Origin of the sequence: Bradyrhizobium sp. HKCCYLRH3097 (genome assembly GCF_051167875.1) — a bacterium.
In the GTDB taxonomy this organism is placed as follows: domain Bacteria; phylum Pseudomonadota; class Alphaproteobacteria; order Rhizobiales; family Xanthobacteraceae; genus Bradyrhizobium.
Genome location: NZ_JBNPTX010000006.1, coordinates 298,876 through 313,891, shown reverse-complemented (window position 1 = coordinate 313,891; position 15,016 = coordinate 298,876). Strand labels below are relative to the sequence as shown.

Genomic DNA, 15,016 nt, shown 5'->3' with positions numbered 1-15,016 from the left:
CTCCTGGTCACGAGGCGCGAGGAATCGGCTGTGTCCCGGGCCTGGCAAGAAAAGCCGTCAGCCGCCCCGCCAGCTCGGCGGGGGCCTGCACCTGCATCAGATGACCGGCCGTGTCGACGGTCGCGAACGCCGCGCCGGGAATGAGACGGGCGAGCGCCTCGACCTGCGCCTGCGGCCGCAACAGATCATGCGCGCCGGCAAGCAGCAGGCAGCGCTGCCGAACCTCCGCGAGCCGTTCGCGCAGATCGACCTCAGCGAACGCCAGGTTGTTATGGGCATATCCGACCGGATCGTTGCCGAGGAAGCGGCCGAGATAAGCGAGGTAGGCATTGCGGTCGGTTCGCAGCACCGGCGGATAGGAACGATCGAGCGTATCAGCCGCCACGGCGCGCATGCCGGCGCGCATGCAGAGCGCGGAGCGCGCCGCCAGATACTGCACGCGACCAGCATCGACGCTGAGGGCCGGCGCGCACAGCGCCAGCGCGCTCACGCGCTGCGGATGCGCGAGCGCGAAGCTGACGGCGAGCGCCGCACCGGCGGCGACGCCGGCGATATCGACCGGTCCATCGGCGCCGAGCGCCCTCAGCAGCCGGTCGAGGTCGCCGACGTGATCGGCGAAGCCGAACGGCGCGCGCGGCTTTTCCGACAGGCCGGCGCCGCGCAGATCATAGCGCAGCACCCGCAGGTCGCCGGGCAGCTCTAGCATCAAGGCATCGAAGCTTTCGAGGCTGCCGCCGAGCTCATGCAGCAACACCAGCGTCCTCGCGCCACCGCCGCGCAGCTCATAGCGCAGCGTCAAGCCGTCGAGATGGATGAAGTTCATCGGCAAGGCGCCCGTCTCATCGTTGTCGGCGCGCGGTTTGACTCGCCCTGGGCCGCTTGCAATAAACTGCGGCGGGCAGCGGCGCGGAGGACACGGCCATCGACATCCGCGAGCTTCGTTACTTCGTGCAGGTGGCGCGCGCCGGCAGCCTGAGCCGGGCATCGGCATTGCTTAATGTCGCGCAATCCGCGCTCAGCCGGCAGCTGATGAAGCTGGAGGACGAGCTTGGCGTCGCGCTGCTGGTGCGGCACGGCCGCGGCGTCCGCCTGACCCGCGCCGGCACGACGTTCCTCGAGCACGCCCATGCCGTCCTGCTGCAGATCGACCAGATGCCCGGCGCGGTGCGCTCGCCGGATTCGAGCTTCGCCGGTCACATCGCGCTCGGGGTGCCGCCGGTCGCGGGCCTGCGCATCGCGCCGTCCGTGGTGGTCGAACTGCGCCGGCGCTGGCCGCAGGCCTCCGTGCAGGTCCGCGAGGGCATCAGCTCGTCGCTGGAGGAATGGCTGCTGGACCGCCGGCTCGACATCGCCGTGCTCTACAATCCGCCGCCGCTCGACGGCATCGCGCTGACCCCCATCCTGCACGAGCGGATGGTCGTCGCCCTGCCGCCGGCCAAGCGCGGCGACACCGTGGCCGAGACGATCCGCTGGCGCGAGCTGGCCGGGCTGTCGCTGATCCTGCCGAGTCTTCCGCACAGCAACCGGCGGCTGATCGAGCAGGCGGCGATCCAGAACGGCACGCGGCTCAACGTCGCCTTCGAGGTCGACAGCGTGAGCATGACGAAGGCCATGGTTCGGCGCGGTCTCGGCGCAACGATCCTCGCCCATGCCGCGGTCGTCGCCGAGGCGAAGCGCGGCGAGCTCACCGTGCGGTCGATCGAGCGGCCGCCGCTGATCTCGACCGTCTCGATCGGCATGCCGCGGGAACGCCAGCCGACCTGGCTTGCCGACGAGCTGCTGGCGCTGATGCGCGAGGTGATCGCGCAGAGCGTGGCGGACGGCGCCTGGCCCGGCGCCAAGATCATCGGCGACTACGTGCGCTGAGCTCATTCGCCCGCACCGGCGATTGCAGCGCGGCCCTCGTCGACCGCCGCCTCCGCGGCCGTCAACGCGGTGCCGCCCGCGAGATAGGCATCGAGCCTGGCGGCATCCAGCGCATTTTCCCAGCGCGCGATGACGAACACGGCAACGGTGTTGCCGACGACGTTGGTGAGCGCGGTGCAGGTCGCCATCAGGCGGTCGATGCCGAACAGCAGGCCGAGGCCGTTGAGCGGCAGCACGCGGACGGATTGCAGGGTCGCCGCGAGCTTGATGAAGGCGCCGCCCGCGACGGTGGTGCCGCCCTTCGAGGTCAGCAGCATGACCGCGAGCACCGCCAGCTGCTGGCCGTAGCTGAATGGCGTGTCGGTGGCCTGGGCGATGAAGCCGACGGCAATCGCCATGTAGATGCCCGTGCCGTCGAGATTGAAGCTGTAGCCGGCCGGCAGCACGAAACCGACGATGGCGCCGTCGCAGCCGGCCTGCTCGAGCTTCTGCATCAGCCGCGGCAGCGCAACCTCGCCGGACGCGGTCCCGAGCACCAGCAGCAGCTCCTCGCGGATCAGCCGCAGCAGCTTGAGCAGCGACAGCCGCATGATGGCGCACACGCCGCCGAGCACGACTGCGACGAAGACGACCGCCGTGATCCAGTACAGCAGCACGACCTTGCCGAGATAGAGCAGCGTGGCGCCGCCATGCGTGCCGATCGCCGCCGCCATGGCGCCGAACGCCCCGAGTGGCGCCAGCTTCATGATGAAACCCAGCATGCGGAACAGCACGTCCTGCCCCTCCTCGATGCCGCGCAGGATCGCCGACTCCGTCTTCAGGCCGACGCTCAGCGCCGCGCCCACCATCACCGAGATGAACAGGATCTGGAGAATCTCGCCCTTGGCGAAGGCGTCGACGATCGTGGTCGGGATGATGCTGAGGAAGAAGCCGATAGCCGTGAAATTGCTCGCGGCGTTGGAGATGCGCGTCACGCTGTCATTGAGCGCGAGGTTGCCGGCATGGAGCCCGTCGCCGGGCTGGAACACGTTGACCGCGATGAAGCCGACGACCATGCCGAGCGTGGTCAGGGTCTCGAAATACAGCAGCGACTTGAACGCGAGCCGGCCGAGCTGCCTCATATCGCGGACATGCGTCAGCCCGAGCACCACCGAGCAGAAGATGATCGGCCCGAGCATCATGCGCAGAAGTGCGATGAACGCATCGCCGAGCGGCTTCATCTGAACGGCCGCCTCTGGCGCCAGCAGGCCGACGGCGATCGCGAGCAGGATCGCGATCAGGACTTGGACATACAGCTGGCGGATGATCGCCATGGCTCGTTTCGCTCCCCTTGTGGACGAGATGGAATCTCGTTCCCCGTTGTGAGCGAACTGAAGCAGAGCCGGACGTGCTATGTCCAAATCAATCTTTCGATGGCCCCCCATGCCGCAGCGGCAAGGGAGGCCATCGATGAGACAAGGCGCAGCCGCGCCTCGGCCCTACTGCTGCTGGTCGATGACCTGCACCACCTTCTGATCGCGCGGGTCGACCAGCACGACCTGCTCGCCGATCGCCAGATACTGGTAGTTGGCCAGCTCCGGATTGCTGCGCGCGAGCTCATCGGGCACGCGGCGCAGGCTCAGGCAGCTCGATCCGGACGAGGACGACGACGATGTCGTCGAGCCCACAGTGCCCGTCTCGGTGGCGGCGCGGCGCAGAATCTGGCGCTGATCGTCCGACAGCACGATCCGGGTCGAGCCGACGCCATAGCCGCCGCGATCATAGCCGCGGTCCGCGCGCATGCCGTTCTGCGGGATTACGTCGACGATCTCGCGGCTGCGCGGGTCGACGATCGCGATCTCGTCATGGATCACGGTGTACTCGTAGCCGCGATATTCCGGCACGATCGTCACGATGTCCGACGGCAGCGGACGCGGCCGCACGCGCTCCGGCAGGCGCTCGCCGACATTGATGTTGATGTTGAGATTGGTGCGCGCCTGGTCGAAGTCGTGATCGCGCTTGAGCTGATCGACCACGCGGGTCTTCTGCTGCTCGTTGACCGACACCTGCGTGCTGGAGCGGCTGCCATTGGACTGGGTCTGATTGTTGGCCTGCCCGGTCTGATCACGCTGACCGGCGCCGGTCGGCTGGTTCTGCTGCGCGGTCGTGTTCTTGCTGTCGGCCGCGTTCGGCTGGTTGGCCTGCTTGTTGCGGTCGCCGGTCTGCTTGTCCGCGGCCTCGTCGGACGTGCCGGTCTTGCGCTCGTCCTGGCTCTGCCGGGTCTTGTCCTTATCGTGATCAGCGCGATCGGCCTCACGGTCGGACTTCCGATCCGTCGCCCCCGACTTGCTCTCGGCGGCGCGATCCTCGCCCTTGCGCGGCTCGTCGGCGCGCCCCTGCTGTTGCTTCGACTCGGCCTTGCTCTTGCTGTCAGACTGCTTGTCGGCCTGCTTGCTGTCAGTCGACGACTTCGACTCGGCGCTCTCCTTGGCCTCGCGGCCACGCTCGGCGGCCGCACCGCCCTTGCTCTCGGCGCTCTGCTTGGCATCATGTGCCGACCGCTCGGAGGACCTTTCCTGAGCCTGCTCGCGTCCTGCTGCGGATGAAGGCTCGCCACGGCGCTGCTCCTGCGCGCTCTGCTTTGCCTCGGCGCCGGCACGTTCCGCCGCGGCGGCGCCGCCCTTTGCCTCTCCCTTCGCCTCGGCAGCCGGACGCGTGGCCTCGTGCGCCGTCGCAGCGGCCGGGCCTCCCTCGCGCTTCATGTCGCCTTGCGCCGATACACCTGATGCCGTGCCGATCGCCAGGATGATCGCGGCCGTTCCCAGCCAATGTTTCGTCGTCATATGAGAACCTCCTTGGATCCCTGCCCCATTCGCTGGCGGACAACGCAAACAGCCGCCCGGCGTTGCCGGACGGCGCGAGAAAAAACTCCGGAACGATTTTGATGAACGGCTTCGGCGCGCCGTCACGCGATCATTTTGACCGTGGCGCGAGCAGAAGCATGACCGGGACCGCGAATTGCTTGAAGTTGGCCGTGCTGTTCGCCTCGCCAGTCGCGGAGCTGATCAGGCTGGCACTGCCTCTCGCGCCGAACAGCATGCCGCTCACTTGATATTCCTTCTCTCCGCCTGGCGACACTTTCAGGCGCCGTGCATAGAACATGCGCGGCAGCCCGCTGCCCTTGCCGCCCTCGACGCCCAGAATCGTCGTGCTCTGACCCGGCACGCGCTGGTCGAGCAGCTTGACGGTCTGGTCCTGGGAGGCGCGGAATTGCTCGATCGTCATCGTCGTGTTGGGTCCGTAGAGCCGGTAGCTCACCTTCGAGCCAGGGCCGCATTTCGCATCGTCGCACAGGAAGAAGGTCACATCGGTGCCGTTCGGCCGCTGCGGTTTCCAGCCGCCCACGGTGAACGGCAGAGTCGGTGTGGCGACCGACGGCGTCGTCGACGGGGTCTCGGCCCGAGCGGCGCCAACGCCCGTGACGAGCGAGAGCGACACGGACAGGAGAAGCCAGCGCAGGGCGCGCTGAGTGAGAGGCAGCGTCGACATCAAGGCACCGTCGGGATCGAGGAAGTGGCAGGCAGGACGGACGTCAGGGACGATCCGGGAGATGGAGGACGTCCCGCAACCTCGATCACCAATCGGTCGTTTGTGGGTCGGGCCGGGCGAGCGGCCCGACGGAAACGTCACGGGCGCAGCCCGCCGATCAGGCCGCGCGGTCGAGATGGGCGACGAGGCCGGCGAACAGGCCACGGCCGTCGGTGCAGCCCATGATGTCCTCGACGTGATTCTCGGGATGCGGCATCATGCCGAGCACATTCCCGTTCTCGTTGACGATGCCGGCGATGGAATGCGCAGCGCCATTGATGTTGCTGAGGTCGCCGACCTCGCCATCGGCTGAGCAGTAACGATAGAGCACGCGCCCATCGCCATTGAGCCGCTTCAAGGTCTCCTCGTCGGCCGCATAATTGCCCTCGCCGTGAGCGACCGGCACGCGGATGACCTGACCCGCATTGTAGCCGCGGGTGAACGGCGAATCGGAGCGCTCGACCCGCAGATGCACGTCCTTGCAGATGAACTTCAGCTTATCGTTGCGCATCAGCACGCCCGGCAGCAGGCCGGACTCGCACAGGATCTGGAAGCCGTTGCAGACGCCGAGCACCAAGCCGCCCTTGGCGGCGAAATCGCGTACTGCGTCCATCACCGGGGCCCGTGCCGCGATCGCGCCACAGCGCAGATAGTCGCCATAGGAGAAGCCGCCGGGCACCACGACGAGGTCGGTGCCCTTCGGCAGCGACGTCTCGGCGTGCCAGACCATCGCAGGCTCATGGCCGGAGATCATGCGCAGCGCGCGGGCCATGTCGCGTTCGCGGTTGATGCCGGGGAAGACGAGGACGGCGGATTTCATGATGCTACGTGTTTGCTCGATAATGATCCCCTCGCAGCGTCGCGAGAGTGTGTGAGTCCGACGAGAGCTCTCTGTTCAACGCTCGCGCACCAGCAAGCAGCTCATCGACAGAATGTTCGACACGGACCTGATCACGCGGGATTTCCAGCAGAAGCTCGTAGATCTCGCGGTCGATCACGGCCATTCCCTACCCCAGCAACTCCACCCGGTAATTCTCGATCACCGTATTCGCCAGCAGCTTGTCGGCGGCCGCCTTCAGGGCGGCCTCCGCCTTGGCCTTGTCGGCACCGGCGAGCTCGATGTCGAACACCTTGCCCTGCCGCACGCTGGCGACGCCGTCGACGCCGAGCGATTTCAGGGCGCCCTCGATCGCCTTGCCCTGCGGATCGAGGATGCCGGCTTTCAGCGTCACCGTGACACGCGCTTTCACGTCTTGTTCCCTTTTAGCTCTTGACCAGGACCGGGCCGGAGCCCGCCGGGCGCTCGTTCTCGATGAGGATGCCGAGCCGCTTGGCGACCTCGGTATAGGCCTCCAGAAGGCCGCCAAGATCACGACGGAAGCGGTCCTTGTCGAGCTTCTCGTTCGACTTGATGTCCCACAGCCGGCAGGAATCGGGGGAAATCTCGTCGGCGACGATGATGCGCATCATCTCGTTCTCGAACAGCCGGCCGCATTCCATCTTGAAGTCGACCAGGCGGATGCCGATGCCGAGGAAAAGCCCGGTCAGGAAGTCGTTGACGCGAATGGCAAGCGCCATGATGTCGTCGATTTCCTGGGGCGTCGCCCAGCCGAACGCGGTGATGTGCTCCTCCGACACCATGGGGTCGTTGAGCTGGTCGTTCTTGTAATAGAATTCGATGATCGAACGCGGCAGCTGGGTGCCTTCCTCGATGCCGAGGCGCTGCGACAGCGAGCCCGCCGCCACATTGCGGACGACGACCTCGAGCGGCACGATCTCGACCTCGCGAATCAACTGCTCGCGCATGTTGAGCCGGCGGATGAAGTGAGTCGGAACCCCGATGTCGTTGAGGTGCTGAAACAGGTACTCCGAGATCCGGTTGTTGAGGACGCCCTTGCCTTCAATCACCTGGTGCTTCTTGGCATTGAAGGCGGTGGCGTCGTCCTTGAAGTGCTGGATCAGGGTGCCCGGCTCGGGGCCTTCATACAGGACCTTGGCCTTGCCTTCATAAATGCGACGCCGACGGCTCATTGGGATGTACCGTGTTTTGTTGAAATCCATGAAATGGTGGGCTCCGGATGACTTTGGACAGGACCACGACGGAGCTGCCGCGAGGGCCCGGACGGACGGAAACAGAACAAGAACCGGGCCTGTGGGAAACCTATCTCATTGGTGTCCCGAGCACAATCGATCCGGGCCTCGGGAGCGGAGTTTTACCGCCCTTCCCTGCGGCCTCGTACCCGTTGTATTGGCAAGATGTTCCAATTATTTAGGCGTGCGGCCACCGCCCCGCAACCGCCTGCGCGGTTAACCCTCTTCGGCAACACTGGAAGTTCCGACCATGACCACGTTCGACAAGCGCGAGGACGCCTTCGAGAAGCAATTCGCCCATGACGAGGAATTGAAGTTCAAGGCAGAAGCCCGCCGCAACAAGCTGCTCGGCCTGTGGGCAGCCGAAAAGCTCGGCAAGTCCGGCGCTGACGCCGACGCCTACGCCAAGGAGGTCGTCGCGGCCGATTTCGAGGAAGCGGGCGATGCCGACGTGCTGCGCAAGGTGCTGGGAGACCTCACCGCCAAGGGCGCGGCCGTCACCGAGGCGGACGTGCGCGCGAAGATGAGCGAGCTGCTGGTGACCGCCGTGGCGCAGGTCAAGGCGGGACAGTGAGAGGCGAATAGCGAATAGGGAGTAGCGAATAGGGATCTCCTGCCCCTATTCGCTACCCGCAATTCGCTACTCGCTTACTCTTCCTTGAAGCCGTATTCCGGCACGTTGCCGCTGGCGCCGTAATATTTGTAAGGCAGGAACTTGCCCGACATCGTGATCTTGACGCGGTCTCCCTTGGCATTGGGCAGGCGCTCCATCACCATGTCGAAGTCGATCGCCGACATGATGCCGTCGCCGAATTCCTCCTGGATCAGCTCCTTCCACGCCGGGCCGTTGATCATCACGAGCTCGTAGAAGCGGTAGATCAAGGGATCGGTCGGCGGCATCTGCACGCCCTCGCCGCGCATCGGCGTCTCGTTCAGCATCGCGATCTCGGATTTGGACAGGCCGAACAGCTCGCCGGCGTTCGCCGCCTGCGGCTTGGTCAGCTTCATCTGGCCGAGAACGGCGCCGACAATCAGCACCTCGGAATAGCCGCCGATCTGCTCGCAGATGTATTTCCAGCTCCAGCCCTTCTCGCGCTTGATGTCGAGCAGCTTCTCGGTGAGGTCGGATCGCTTCATGCTTGGTCTCCCTTGAAAGTCTTCGTTGATGGGTTTCTTCCGGCTGGGCGTCAGCGGGCGATCGCCTGCGGCGCGTCGTTCTCGACCGGGTTGGACGCGACGATCGTCGGCTCGCTGCGCCCGATCTTCACCACCGGCACCTTACGCGGATCGTGATCCGGCGTCTCGGCAGTGAAGGTCCTGCTGCGGCTGACCAGGAAATCGATGATATGGTTGCGCAGCGCGTAGTACAGCGGATGGCGATGCAGGTCGCCGCGCAGCCGGTCCTTCGGCAGCGGGTTCTCGACGATCTCCGCGAGCACCGCGCCGGGTCCGTTGGTCATCAGCACGATCTTGTCGGCGAGATAGATCGCTTCGTCCACGTCGTGGGTGATCATGAACACGGTCTGCCCGGTCTCGACGCAGATGCGGCGGACCTCGTCCTGCAGGGTGCCGCGCGTCAGCGCATCGAGCGCGGAGAACGGCTCGTCCATCAGCATGATCTTCGGCGTGATCGAGAGCGCGCGGGCAATCCCGACGCGCTGCTTCATGCCGCCGGACAGCTCCGACGGCCGCTTGTGCTCGGAGCCGGACAGGCCGACGAGCTCGATGTATTTCAGCGCATGCGCCTTGACCTTGGCGCGATCCCATTTGCGCCATTTCGACGAGACGGCATAGGCGACGTTGCCGAGCACCGTTCGCCACGGCAGCAGCGCATGGCTCTGGAAGATGACCGCTCGGTCGAGACTCGGACCTTCGATGGCCTGGCCGTCGACGATGACGGCGCCTTCGCTCGGCACGTCGAGGCCGGCAAGAACATTCAGCACCGTAGTCTTGCCGCAGCCGGAATGCCCGATCACGCAGACGAACTCGCCGCGCGCCATCGCGAGCCAGAGATTCTCGAAGATCGTCGTGCTGCGCGCCCCATCATAGCGCTTGGCGATCCCTTCGATGGAGATGAACTTGTCGGTCATAGGAAGGTCTTTCCGTTCCCTCCCCCCTTGTGGGGGAGGGTCAGGGAGGGGGGTCCCCCACGAAGACTCGCGCCTGGGGCACCCCCACCCCTGACCCCTCCCCGCAAGGGGGAGGGGAACGGAGTTGCGCACCTTGCAGCAGTTCGCCTGATCATGCCCTACTCCGGAAACGTCACGAGCCGCGACACGCGGGCCAGGATCTGATCCAGCACCATGCCGACCAGGCCGATCAACAGGATCGCGATGATCACGTTGGTGATCGAGAGGTTGTTCCACTCGTTCCAGACGAAGTAGCCGATGCCGGTGCCCCCGACGAGCATCTCGGCGGCGACGATGACGAGCCAGGCGATGCCGATCGAGATCCGCATGCCGGTGAGGATCGTCGGCGCCGCAGCCGGCAGGATGACCGTGAAGGCCCGGCGGAAATTCCCGACCTCGAGCGTGCGGGCGACGTTGATCCATTCCTTGCGCACGCCGGCGACGCCGAAGGCGGTGTTGATGAGCATCGGCCACACCGAGCAGATGAAGATCACGAAGATCGCCGACAGGCTGGAATCCTTGATGGTGTAGAGCGCGAGCGGCATCCAGGCGAGCGGCGAGATGGGCTTGAGAATCTGGATGAACGGATCGAGCGCCTTGCTCATCAAGGGCGACATGCCGATCAGGAAGCCGAGCGGGATCGCGACCGCGACTGCGATCAAATAGCCGAGCATGACCCGCCCGAGCGAGAAGGCGAGCTGGATGCCGAGCCCCTTGTCGTTCGGACCATTGTCGTAGAACGGCCGCCGCAGATGCTCCCACAGCTTGGCACCGACATCGAGCGGCCCGGGCATCGCCGACTTGCCCTGCGTGGCCGTCATGCCCATCAGCTTGGCGTATTCCGGGCTCATGTTGGCCGCGGCGCCCGTGCTGCGCGTCGCGATATGCCAGGCGCCGAGGAACACGGCCAGCAGCACGATGGAAACCACGGCGGCGCGGAGGCGAAGAGAGGCGGTCATGCCGGCGCTCCACTCACGGTGTCGTCCCTGCGAACGCAGGGACCCATAACCACCGTCCAGACTTGGTAAAAAAGATCGTCGTCGCCATTCCTGCCACAAGCGGGTTCACGGCGTATGGGTCCCCGCGTTCGCGGGGACGACACCGATGATTTGATCGGCAGCGTCGTGTCCATCGCGATTGTCGCGGCCAGCAGCGTCGCGCCCATCCCCCCCATCACGACGCCTTCTTGATCTTGAAGCTGGCGACGTAGTCGTCCGGCTTGGTCGGATCGAACGGCTTGCCCATCACCGAGAACGATTTGTAGGAGTCCGTCGGCGGCGTCAGGCCCATCTCGGTCATGACCTTGCGGGTGTCGGTGGCGAGATAGATCTGCTCCGCGACCGCCTTGTAGTCGACGTCGCCCTTGATCTGGCCCCAGCGCTTCATCTGCGTCAGCATCCACACCGCGAAGGACTGCCACGGGAACGGATCGAAATCGACGCGCTTCGGATCGGTCTTCACGCCGCCGAGGCCATCGGCGTAGGTGCCGGTCAAGACCTGCTCCATGACGGTCACCGGCGCATTGATGTAATTCGCCGGAGCGATCGCCTCCGCGATCTGCTTGCGGTTCTCAGCCTTCGACGCGTACGCGGTGGCATCGACGATGGCGCGGGTGAGAGCGGCAAAGCTGTTCGGCGCCGTCGTGATGAACTCGCGGCTCGCCGCGAAGCTGCAGCAGGGGTGACCGTCCCAGATCTCCTTCGACAGGATGTGCAGGAAGCCGACGCCGTCAAAGATCGCGCGCTGGCAGATGTTGTCGGGCGCGAGGAAGCCGTCGATGTTGTCGGCGCGCAGGTTCGCGACCATCTCCGGCGGCGGAACCGAGCGCAGTTGCACGTCGGTGTCGGGATCGATGCCGTGCTCGGCGAGATAATAGCGCAGGAGATAGTTGTGCATCGAATAGTCGAACGGAATGGCGAGCTTCATGCCCTTCCAGTCCTTCGGATTGCGCTTGTCCTTGTGCTTCATCGCAAGCGTAATGCCCTGCCCGTTGATGTTCTCGATCGCGGGCACGGTGAACGGGATCGGCTGTGCACCGAGGCCGAGCGAGATCGCGATCGGCATCGGCGCCAGCATGTGCGAGGCGTCGTATTCCTTGTTGATGGTCTTGTCGCGGATGACGGCCCAGCCGGCGGTCTTGACGACCTCGACGTTCAGCCCGGCCTTGGCATAGAAGCCGAGCGGCGCCGCCATGATGATCGGGGTCGCGCAGGTGATCGGGATGAAGCCGACCTTGAGATCCTTCTTCTCGGGCGCGCCCGCTTCGGCGAACGCCTCGGTCGCGGTCTTCAGCGGGAAGAACTGGGACACTGCGGCGAGCGCGGTGGCGGCGCCGACCGACTTCAGAAACGCGCGGCGGGTGGCAGCTTGCGGAAACACCGCGCGCAGCACGGCTGACGCGACCACGTTCTCGTAGCGCTTCTCGGTGGAGTCCGCCACGGGCTCGCAGCGCAGCGCCAGCGCGGCGTGCTCATGTTCGGCCGGGCTGCGATGCTGGCCGCAGATACAACCGGCATTCACGCGTGAATCGGCATCGAACGGATCATCGAAAATCGACATGTGCTGCGCCCCTTTTGTCACACCTGCGCTGTCAGCGCCTTCGAACTGCTCGTCCGGCCGCATTTTTCAGCGGCCGGACGTGCTTAACATGCAGCTTCTATGCCGCCTTGCTGGTCATCGCCGGCATCGGAAGTCCTTCCTCGATCGGCAGCGACGGGTCGCGCGACCACTCGTTCCACGAGCCGAAGTACATCCGCACATCCTTCACGCCGGCGTTCTTCAGCGCCAGGAAGGTGTTCGAGGCCCGCGCGCCCTTGAAGCAGTAGAGATAAACCGGCGTGTCGACCGTGATGCCGACGGTGGCGCATTCGGCGAGGATCTCGTCCTTCGACTTGAAGCGCGGGCCTTCGGCGGTCGGCTTCATCATGCGGTACCATTCGAGCCAGACGGCGCCGGGGATGCGGCCTTTGCGCGGACAGAAATCCTTGCCGTAGGGCGAGGAGGAATCGCCGATCCACTCATCGACATCGCGGACGTCGAGGATCGCGATAGCGGGATTGCCAACCGCCGCCAGCATCGCCTTGGCGTCGATCAGGATGCTGCCCGCCTCCGGCACGATGGCGAACGAGGCCTTGGCCGGCGACGGCACGTCGGTCGTCACCGGCATGCCGGCGGCCACCCAGGCATCGTAGCCGCCATGCAGCACCTTGACCTTGGGATAGCCGAGCATCGTGAGCAGGAAATAGCCGCGGCACGACTGGCCGAAGCCGGAGTTCATCGACTGTTCGTAGACGACGGCGGTCTCGGCGCCCGAAAGGCCGGCGGCGCCGAACGCGTCCGCAAACTTCGTCTTCAATTCCTCCATGCCTTCCGGTGTGGACGTCGCGAGATAGGTGAATATCTCGTGGACGTTGACGGCGCCGGGAAGATGTCCCGCGGCGTAGGCATCGGGATTGCGGGTGTCGATCACGACACACGGCTCGGTCTTGATGAACTCAGCGAGTTCGCCGGCTGTAATCAGAACGTCCGTCATGGCAGGCCTCTCCTGGTTGGGATTTGTTGGTTTGCCGTTCTCGCCGGCGTCAGCCGTCGGCGAGCATCTTGCGGAGCTGCTTGGTCGCGGGAGTCACGATCGCGACGAAATAGGCCTCGCGCAGGCGACGTTCGGCGCGATTGCCCTTGAGGTAGCCGCGGGCTCCGCAATGGAGCATCGCGGCATGAGCGGCAGCGACGCTGGCCTCGCCGGCACGCAGGCGCAGCGCCACGACCTTGCGCCAATAGGTCTCGTCGGGGTTGAACGGATCGCTGGCGAGTTCAGCCGTCTCCTTCGCGAGTTCATCGGCGAGCGCGCTGAAATCGACCGGCTGCTGCGGCAGATAGCGGTTGACGTGGCCGAGCGGCGCCTCGACCTCCTGCATGATCTTGATGCAGTCCTTGATCAGGCCCAGCGCCATGCCGGCCTGCAGCAGGATGAAGCCGGCGCGGATCTTCTTGACGAAGGGCCCCGCGGGATCGGCCAGGATCAGTTCGTCCGGCACGAACAGGTCGCGAAACTGGATGCCGTAGGTGCCGGTGCCGTCCATCGCCAGGAACGGCTGGCATGGCTGCAGGGTCACCGCCGGATCGGCACAGTCGGCGATGAACATCACGATCTCGCCGGGCGCGTCCTCACGCTCGAAGATCGTACCGAACATGTGGTCCGGCCCGAGGTTCGAGACCCAGGGCAGCACGCCGCGCACGACGTAGCCGCCCTCGACCTTGCGACCCCTGAGCTTGAGCTTCTCGATGCCGAAGAAGCTCTTCATCGGATTGGACAAGCCGGTGCCACCGAGCAACCGGCCGCTGGCGGCGTCGTCGAGAAGACGGCCGACGAGCGCCTTGTTGGGCGAGTTGGCGATGTACCAGACCAGCGTGTTCTGGCACCACGCCATGAAGGCAGAGGCGCCGCAGACCTCACCGATCGCGCCGATGGTGTCGATCGCGCAGTTGAGATCCGCCGCGCCATTTTCCGGCACGTGGCTGCTCCACGCGCCGACGTCGCCGAAGCGGCGGAGCACGTCGGCCGGGTACACCGTCCCGGCGTCGATGCCAGCGGCCAGCGGCGCGAGCTCCTTGCGCGCGATCGCCGTGACCTGCTCCACGGTCGACGGTATGGGCATGACGCCCGCGCCATCGACCGCCAGATGCTGTCCGAGTGAACCCGAGACTACTGAGTTCATGACGTCCTCCGCTACGCTGACCTCGAGGGCCGCCTCAGATCCCGACCTCGAGATTGACCGGACGCGTGAAGGTGTTGGCGACCGGCGACCACTTCTTGACGTGGTCGATCAGCGCCTTGACCTCCTCCTGCGGAATGCCCTCGCACTCCATGTCGACCTTGACGCGGACGTCGGTGAAGCCGACCGGCTTCTCGCTGACGTCGCCGGTGCCCCAGACTGCCGTGATGTTGAGATCGCCCTCGAGCTCCAGCTCGAGCTTGTTGACGATCCAACCGCGATGCACCGCATTGGCATGCAGGCCGACGGCCAGGCAGGAGCCGAGCGCGGCGAGCGAGGCTTCCGACGGATTCGGCGCGGTGTCGTCACCGAGCAGCCCCGGCGGCTCGTCGACGATGTAGGGCGCGAGGTTGCGGATGTAGTTGGCGTGGCGGAACTTGCCCTCGGCGACGGTCTTGCACTTCAGGGTCTTGATGACCTTGGGGTTGGCCTTGCCGTTGACGATGAGCTGTTCAAGCCCGTTCTTGTCGATGGGTGCGAGGCAGCCCGTCAGCGCCGTCTTCTGAACCACAGCGGTCATCTCATTTCTCTCCCTGGGATGAGGATACCGAACGGTCTGTATCCTGCACGAAGCGTGCCAGAGAGGCC

The 15,016-nt window shown here is 65.5% G+C and carries 17 protein-coding genes; 2 read left to right on the top strand and 15 right to left on the bottom strand.

Translation table 11 applies throughout. From position 1 onward, the window contains the following. Positions 1 to 7 precede the first annotated feature (7 nt). Positions 8 to 823 (bottom strand): alpha/beta fold hydrolase, encoded by an 816-nt coding sequence (locus tag ACQR0U_RS17365; RefSeq protein WP_316192773.1) that lies wholly within the window; start codon positions 821 to 823, stop codon positions 8 to 10. A 98-nt stretch (positions 824 to 921) separates the two neighbouring features. Between ACQR0U_RS17365 and ACQR0U_RS17360 the strand changes: the two genes are divergently transcribed. Next, positions 922 to 1,866 (top strand): LysR family transcriptional regulator, encoded by a 945-nt coding sequence (locus tag ACQR0U_RS17360; RefSeq protein ID WP_315750010.1) that lies wholly within the window; start codon positions 922 to 924, stop codon positions 1,864 to 1,866. A 2-nt stretch (positions 1,867 to 1,868) separates the two neighbouring features. Here ACQR0U_RS17360 and ACQR0U_RS17355 read toward each other — a convergent pair whose 3' ends face one another. The 7 genes from ACQR0U_RS17355 to purC form a co-directional block, all read right to left on the bottom strand. Beyond that, the gene (locus ACQR0U_RS17355) at positions 1,869 to 3,179 is read right to left on the bottom strand and encodes a cation:dicarboxylate symporter family transporter (RefSeq protein WP_434872196.1); all 1,311 of its coding nucleotides are present in this window, start codon (positions 3,177 to 3,179) and stop codon (positions 1,869 to 1,871) included. 165 nt (positions 3,180 to 3,344) lie between these two features. Then, positions 3,345 to 4,607, bottom strand: coding sequence for a DUF1236 domain-containing protein (locus tag ACQR0U_RS17350; RefSeq protein ID WP_315750009.1), 1,263 nt, complete (start codon positions 4,605 to 4,607; stop codon positions 3,345 to 3,347). A gap of 211 nt (positions 4,608 to 4,818) precedes the next feature. Then, positions 4,819 to 5,394, bottom strand: coding sequence for a hypothetical protein (locus ACQR0U_RS17345; RefSeq protein ID WP_315750008.1), 576 nt, complete (start codon positions 5,392 to 5,394; stop codon positions 4,819 to 4,821). A gap of 157 nt (positions 5,395 to 5,551) precedes the next feature. Continuing rightward, positions 5,552 to 6,253, bottom strand: coding sequence for a phosphoribosylformylglycinamidine synthase subunit PurQ (gene purQ / locus ACQR0U_RS17340; protein WP_315714844.1), 702 nt, complete (start codon positions 6,251 to 6,253; stop codon positions 5,552 to 5,554). Between the two features lie 4 nt (positions 6,254 to 6,257). Further along, positions 6,258 to 6,437 carry a hypothetical protein gene (locus ACQR0U_RS17335; protein ID WP_315749293.1) on the bottom strand — a complete coding sequence of 60 codons (180 nt, stop codon included), beginning with the start codon at positions 6,435 to 6,437 and terminating at the stop codon, positions 6,258 to 6,260. A 3-nt stretch (positions 6,438 to 6,440) separates the two neighbouring features. After that, positions 6,441 to 6,683, bottom strand: a complete 243-nt coding sequence (gene purS, locus ACQR0U_RS17330; protein WP_316170533.1) for a phosphoribosylformylglycinamidine synthase subunit PurS — start codon at positions 6,681 to 6,683, stop codon at positions 6,441 to 6,443. Between the two features lie 13 nt (positions 6,684 to 6,696). Continuing rightward, positions 6,697 to 7,464 carry a phosphoribosylaminoimidazolesuccinocarboxamide synthase gene (purC, locus tag ACQR0U_RS17325; protein WP_016843454.1) on the bottom strand — a complete coding sequence of 256 codons (768 nt, stop codon included), beginning with the start codon at positions 7,462 to 7,464 and terminating at the stop codon, positions 6,697 to 6,699. A 310-nt stretch (positions 7,465 to 7,774) separates the two neighbouring features. Here purC and ACQR0U_RS17320 point away from each other — a divergent pair, with 310 nt between their 5' ends. Then, entirely contained in the window at positions 7,775 to 8,098 is a 324-nt protein-coding gene (locus ACQR0U_RS17320) for a DUF1476 domain-containing protein (protein ID WP_315714845.1), read from the top strand. Positions 8,099 to 8,172: 74 nt separating this feature from the next. Here the strand turns inward: ACQR0U_RS17320 and cynS are convergent, their stop codons facing one another. The 7 genes from cynS to ACQR0U_RS17285 all read right to left on the bottom strand — a co-directional run bounded on the left by cynS (position 8,173) and on the right by ACQR0U_RS17285 (position 14,948). Then, positions 8,173 to 8,661 (bottom strand): cyanase, encoded by a 489-nt coding sequence (cynS, locus tag ACQR0U_RS17315; protein WP_315749292.1) that lies wholly within the window; start codon positions 8,659 to 8,661, stop codon positions 8,173 to 8,175. A gap of 50 nt (positions 8,662 to 8,711) precedes the next feature. Beyond that, positions 8,712 to 9,614: an ABC transporter ATP-binding protein gene (locus tag ACQR0U_RS17310; protein WP_316192774.1), complete on the bottom strand. Its 903-nt coding sequence runs from the start codon at positions 9,612 to 9,614 to the stop codon at positions 8,712 to 8,714. 158 nt (positions 9,615 to 9,772) lie between these two features. Beyond that, positions 9,773 to 10,612, bottom strand: a complete 840-nt coding sequence (ntrB, locus tag ACQR0U_RS17305; RefSeq protein WP_315826315.1) for a nitrate ABC transporter permease — start codon at positions 10,610 to 10,612, stop codon at positions 9,773 to 9,775. A 214-nt stretch (positions 10,613 to 10,826) separates the two neighbouring features. Further along, positions 10,827 to 12,212: a CmpA/NrtA family ABC transporter substrate-binding protein gene (locus ACQR0U_RS17300; protein WP_316192775.1), complete on the bottom strand. Its 1,386-nt coding sequence runs from the start codon at positions 12,210 to 12,212 to the stop codon at positions 10,827 to 10,829. A gap of 97 nt (positions 12,213 to 12,309) precedes the next feature. Next, positions 12,310 to 13,185, bottom strand: a complete 876-nt coding sequence (locus ACQR0U_RS17295) for a sulfurtransferase (protein ID WP_315749287.1) — start codon at positions 13,183 to 13,185, stop codon at positions 12,310 to 12,312. Positions 13,186 to 13,234: 49 nt separating this feature from the next. Beyond that, positions 13,235 to 14,371, bottom strand: coding sequence for an acyl-CoA dehydrogenase family protein (locus tag ACQR0U_RS17290; RefSeq protein ID WP_410052265.1), 1,137 nt, complete (start codon positions 14,369 to 14,371; stop codon positions 13,235 to 13,237). A 34-nt stretch (positions 14,372 to 14,405) separates the two neighbouring features. After that, the gene (locus tag ACQR0U_RS17285) at positions 14,406 to 14,948 is read right to left on the bottom strand and encodes an OsmC family protein (protein ID WP_172113730.1); all 543 of its coding nucleotides are present in this window, start codon (positions 14,946 to 14,948) and stop codon (positions 14,406 to 14,408) included. Between the last annotated feature and the right edge of the window lie 68 nt (positions 14,949 to 15,016).

What these genes read in the sequence shown, in the direction of transcription:
- purQ (WP_315714844.1), bottom strand. Translation starts at nt 6,253, where the DNA reads ATGAAATCCGCCGTCCTCGTCTTCCCCGGCATCAACCGCGAACGCGAC.
- ACQR0U_RS17355 (WP_434872196.1), bottom strand. Translation starts at nt 3,179, where the DNA reads ATGGCGATCATCCGCCAGCTGTATGTCCAAGTCCTGATCGCGATCCTG.
- ACQR0U_RS17295 (WP_315749287.1), bottom strand. Translation starts at nt 13,185, where the DNA reads ATGACGGACGTTCTGATTACAGCCGGCGAACTCGCTGAGTTCATCAAG.
- ACQR0U_RS17285 (WP_172113730.1), bottom strand. Translation starts at nt 14,948, where the DNA reads ATGACCGCTGTGGTTCAGAAGACGGCGCTGACGGGCTGCCTCGCACCC.
- ACQR0U_RS17310 (WP_316192774.1), bottom strand. Translation starts at nt 9,614, where the DNA reads ATGACCGACAAGTTCATCTCCATCGAAGGGATCGCCAAGCGCTATGAT.
- ACQR0U_RS17335 (WP_315749293.1), bottom strand. Translation starts at nt 6,437, where the DNA reads ATGGCCGTGATCGACCGCGAGATCTACGAGCTTCTGCTGGAAATCCCG.
- ACQR0U_RS17320 (WP_315714845.1), top strand. Translation starts at nt 7,775, where the DNA reads ATGACCACGTTCGACAAGCGCGAGGACGCCTTCGAGAAGCAATTCGCC.
- ntrB (WP_315826315.1), bottom strand. Translation starts at nt 10,612, where the DNA reads ATGACCGCCTCTCTTCGCCTCCGCGCCGCCGTGGTTTCCATCGTGCTG.
- purC (WP_016843454.1), bottom strand. Translation starts at nt 7,464, where the DNA reads ATGAGCCGTCGGCGTCGCATTTATGAAGGCAAGGCCAAGGTCCTGTAT.
- ACQR0U_RS17365 (WP_316192773.1), bottom strand. Translation starts at nt 823, where the DNA reads ATGAACTTCATCCATCTCGACGGCTTGACGCTGCGCTATGAGCTGCGC.
- ACQR0U_RS17300 (WP_316192775.1), bottom strand. Translation starts at nt 12,212, where the DNA reads ATGTCGATTTTCGATGATCCGTTCGATGCCGATTCACGCGTGAATGCC.
- ACQR0U_RS17345 (WP_315750008.1), bottom strand. Translation starts at nt 5,394, where the DNA reads ATGTCGACGCTGCCTCTCACTCAGCGCGCCCTGCGCTGGCTTCTCCTG.
- ACQR0U_RS17290 (WP_410052265.1), bottom strand. Translation starts at nt 14,371, where the DNA reads ATGAACTCAGTAGTCTCGGGTTCACTCGGACAGCATCTGGCGGTCGAT.
- cynS (WP_315749292.1), bottom strand. Translation starts at nt 8,661, where the DNA reads ATGAAGCGATCCGACCTCACCGAGAAGCTGCTCGACATCAAGCGCGAG.
- ACQR0U_RS17350 (WP_315750009.1), bottom strand. Translation starts at nt 4,607, where the DNA reads ATGAAGCGCGAGGGAGGCCCGGCCGCTGCGACGGCGCACGAGGCCACG.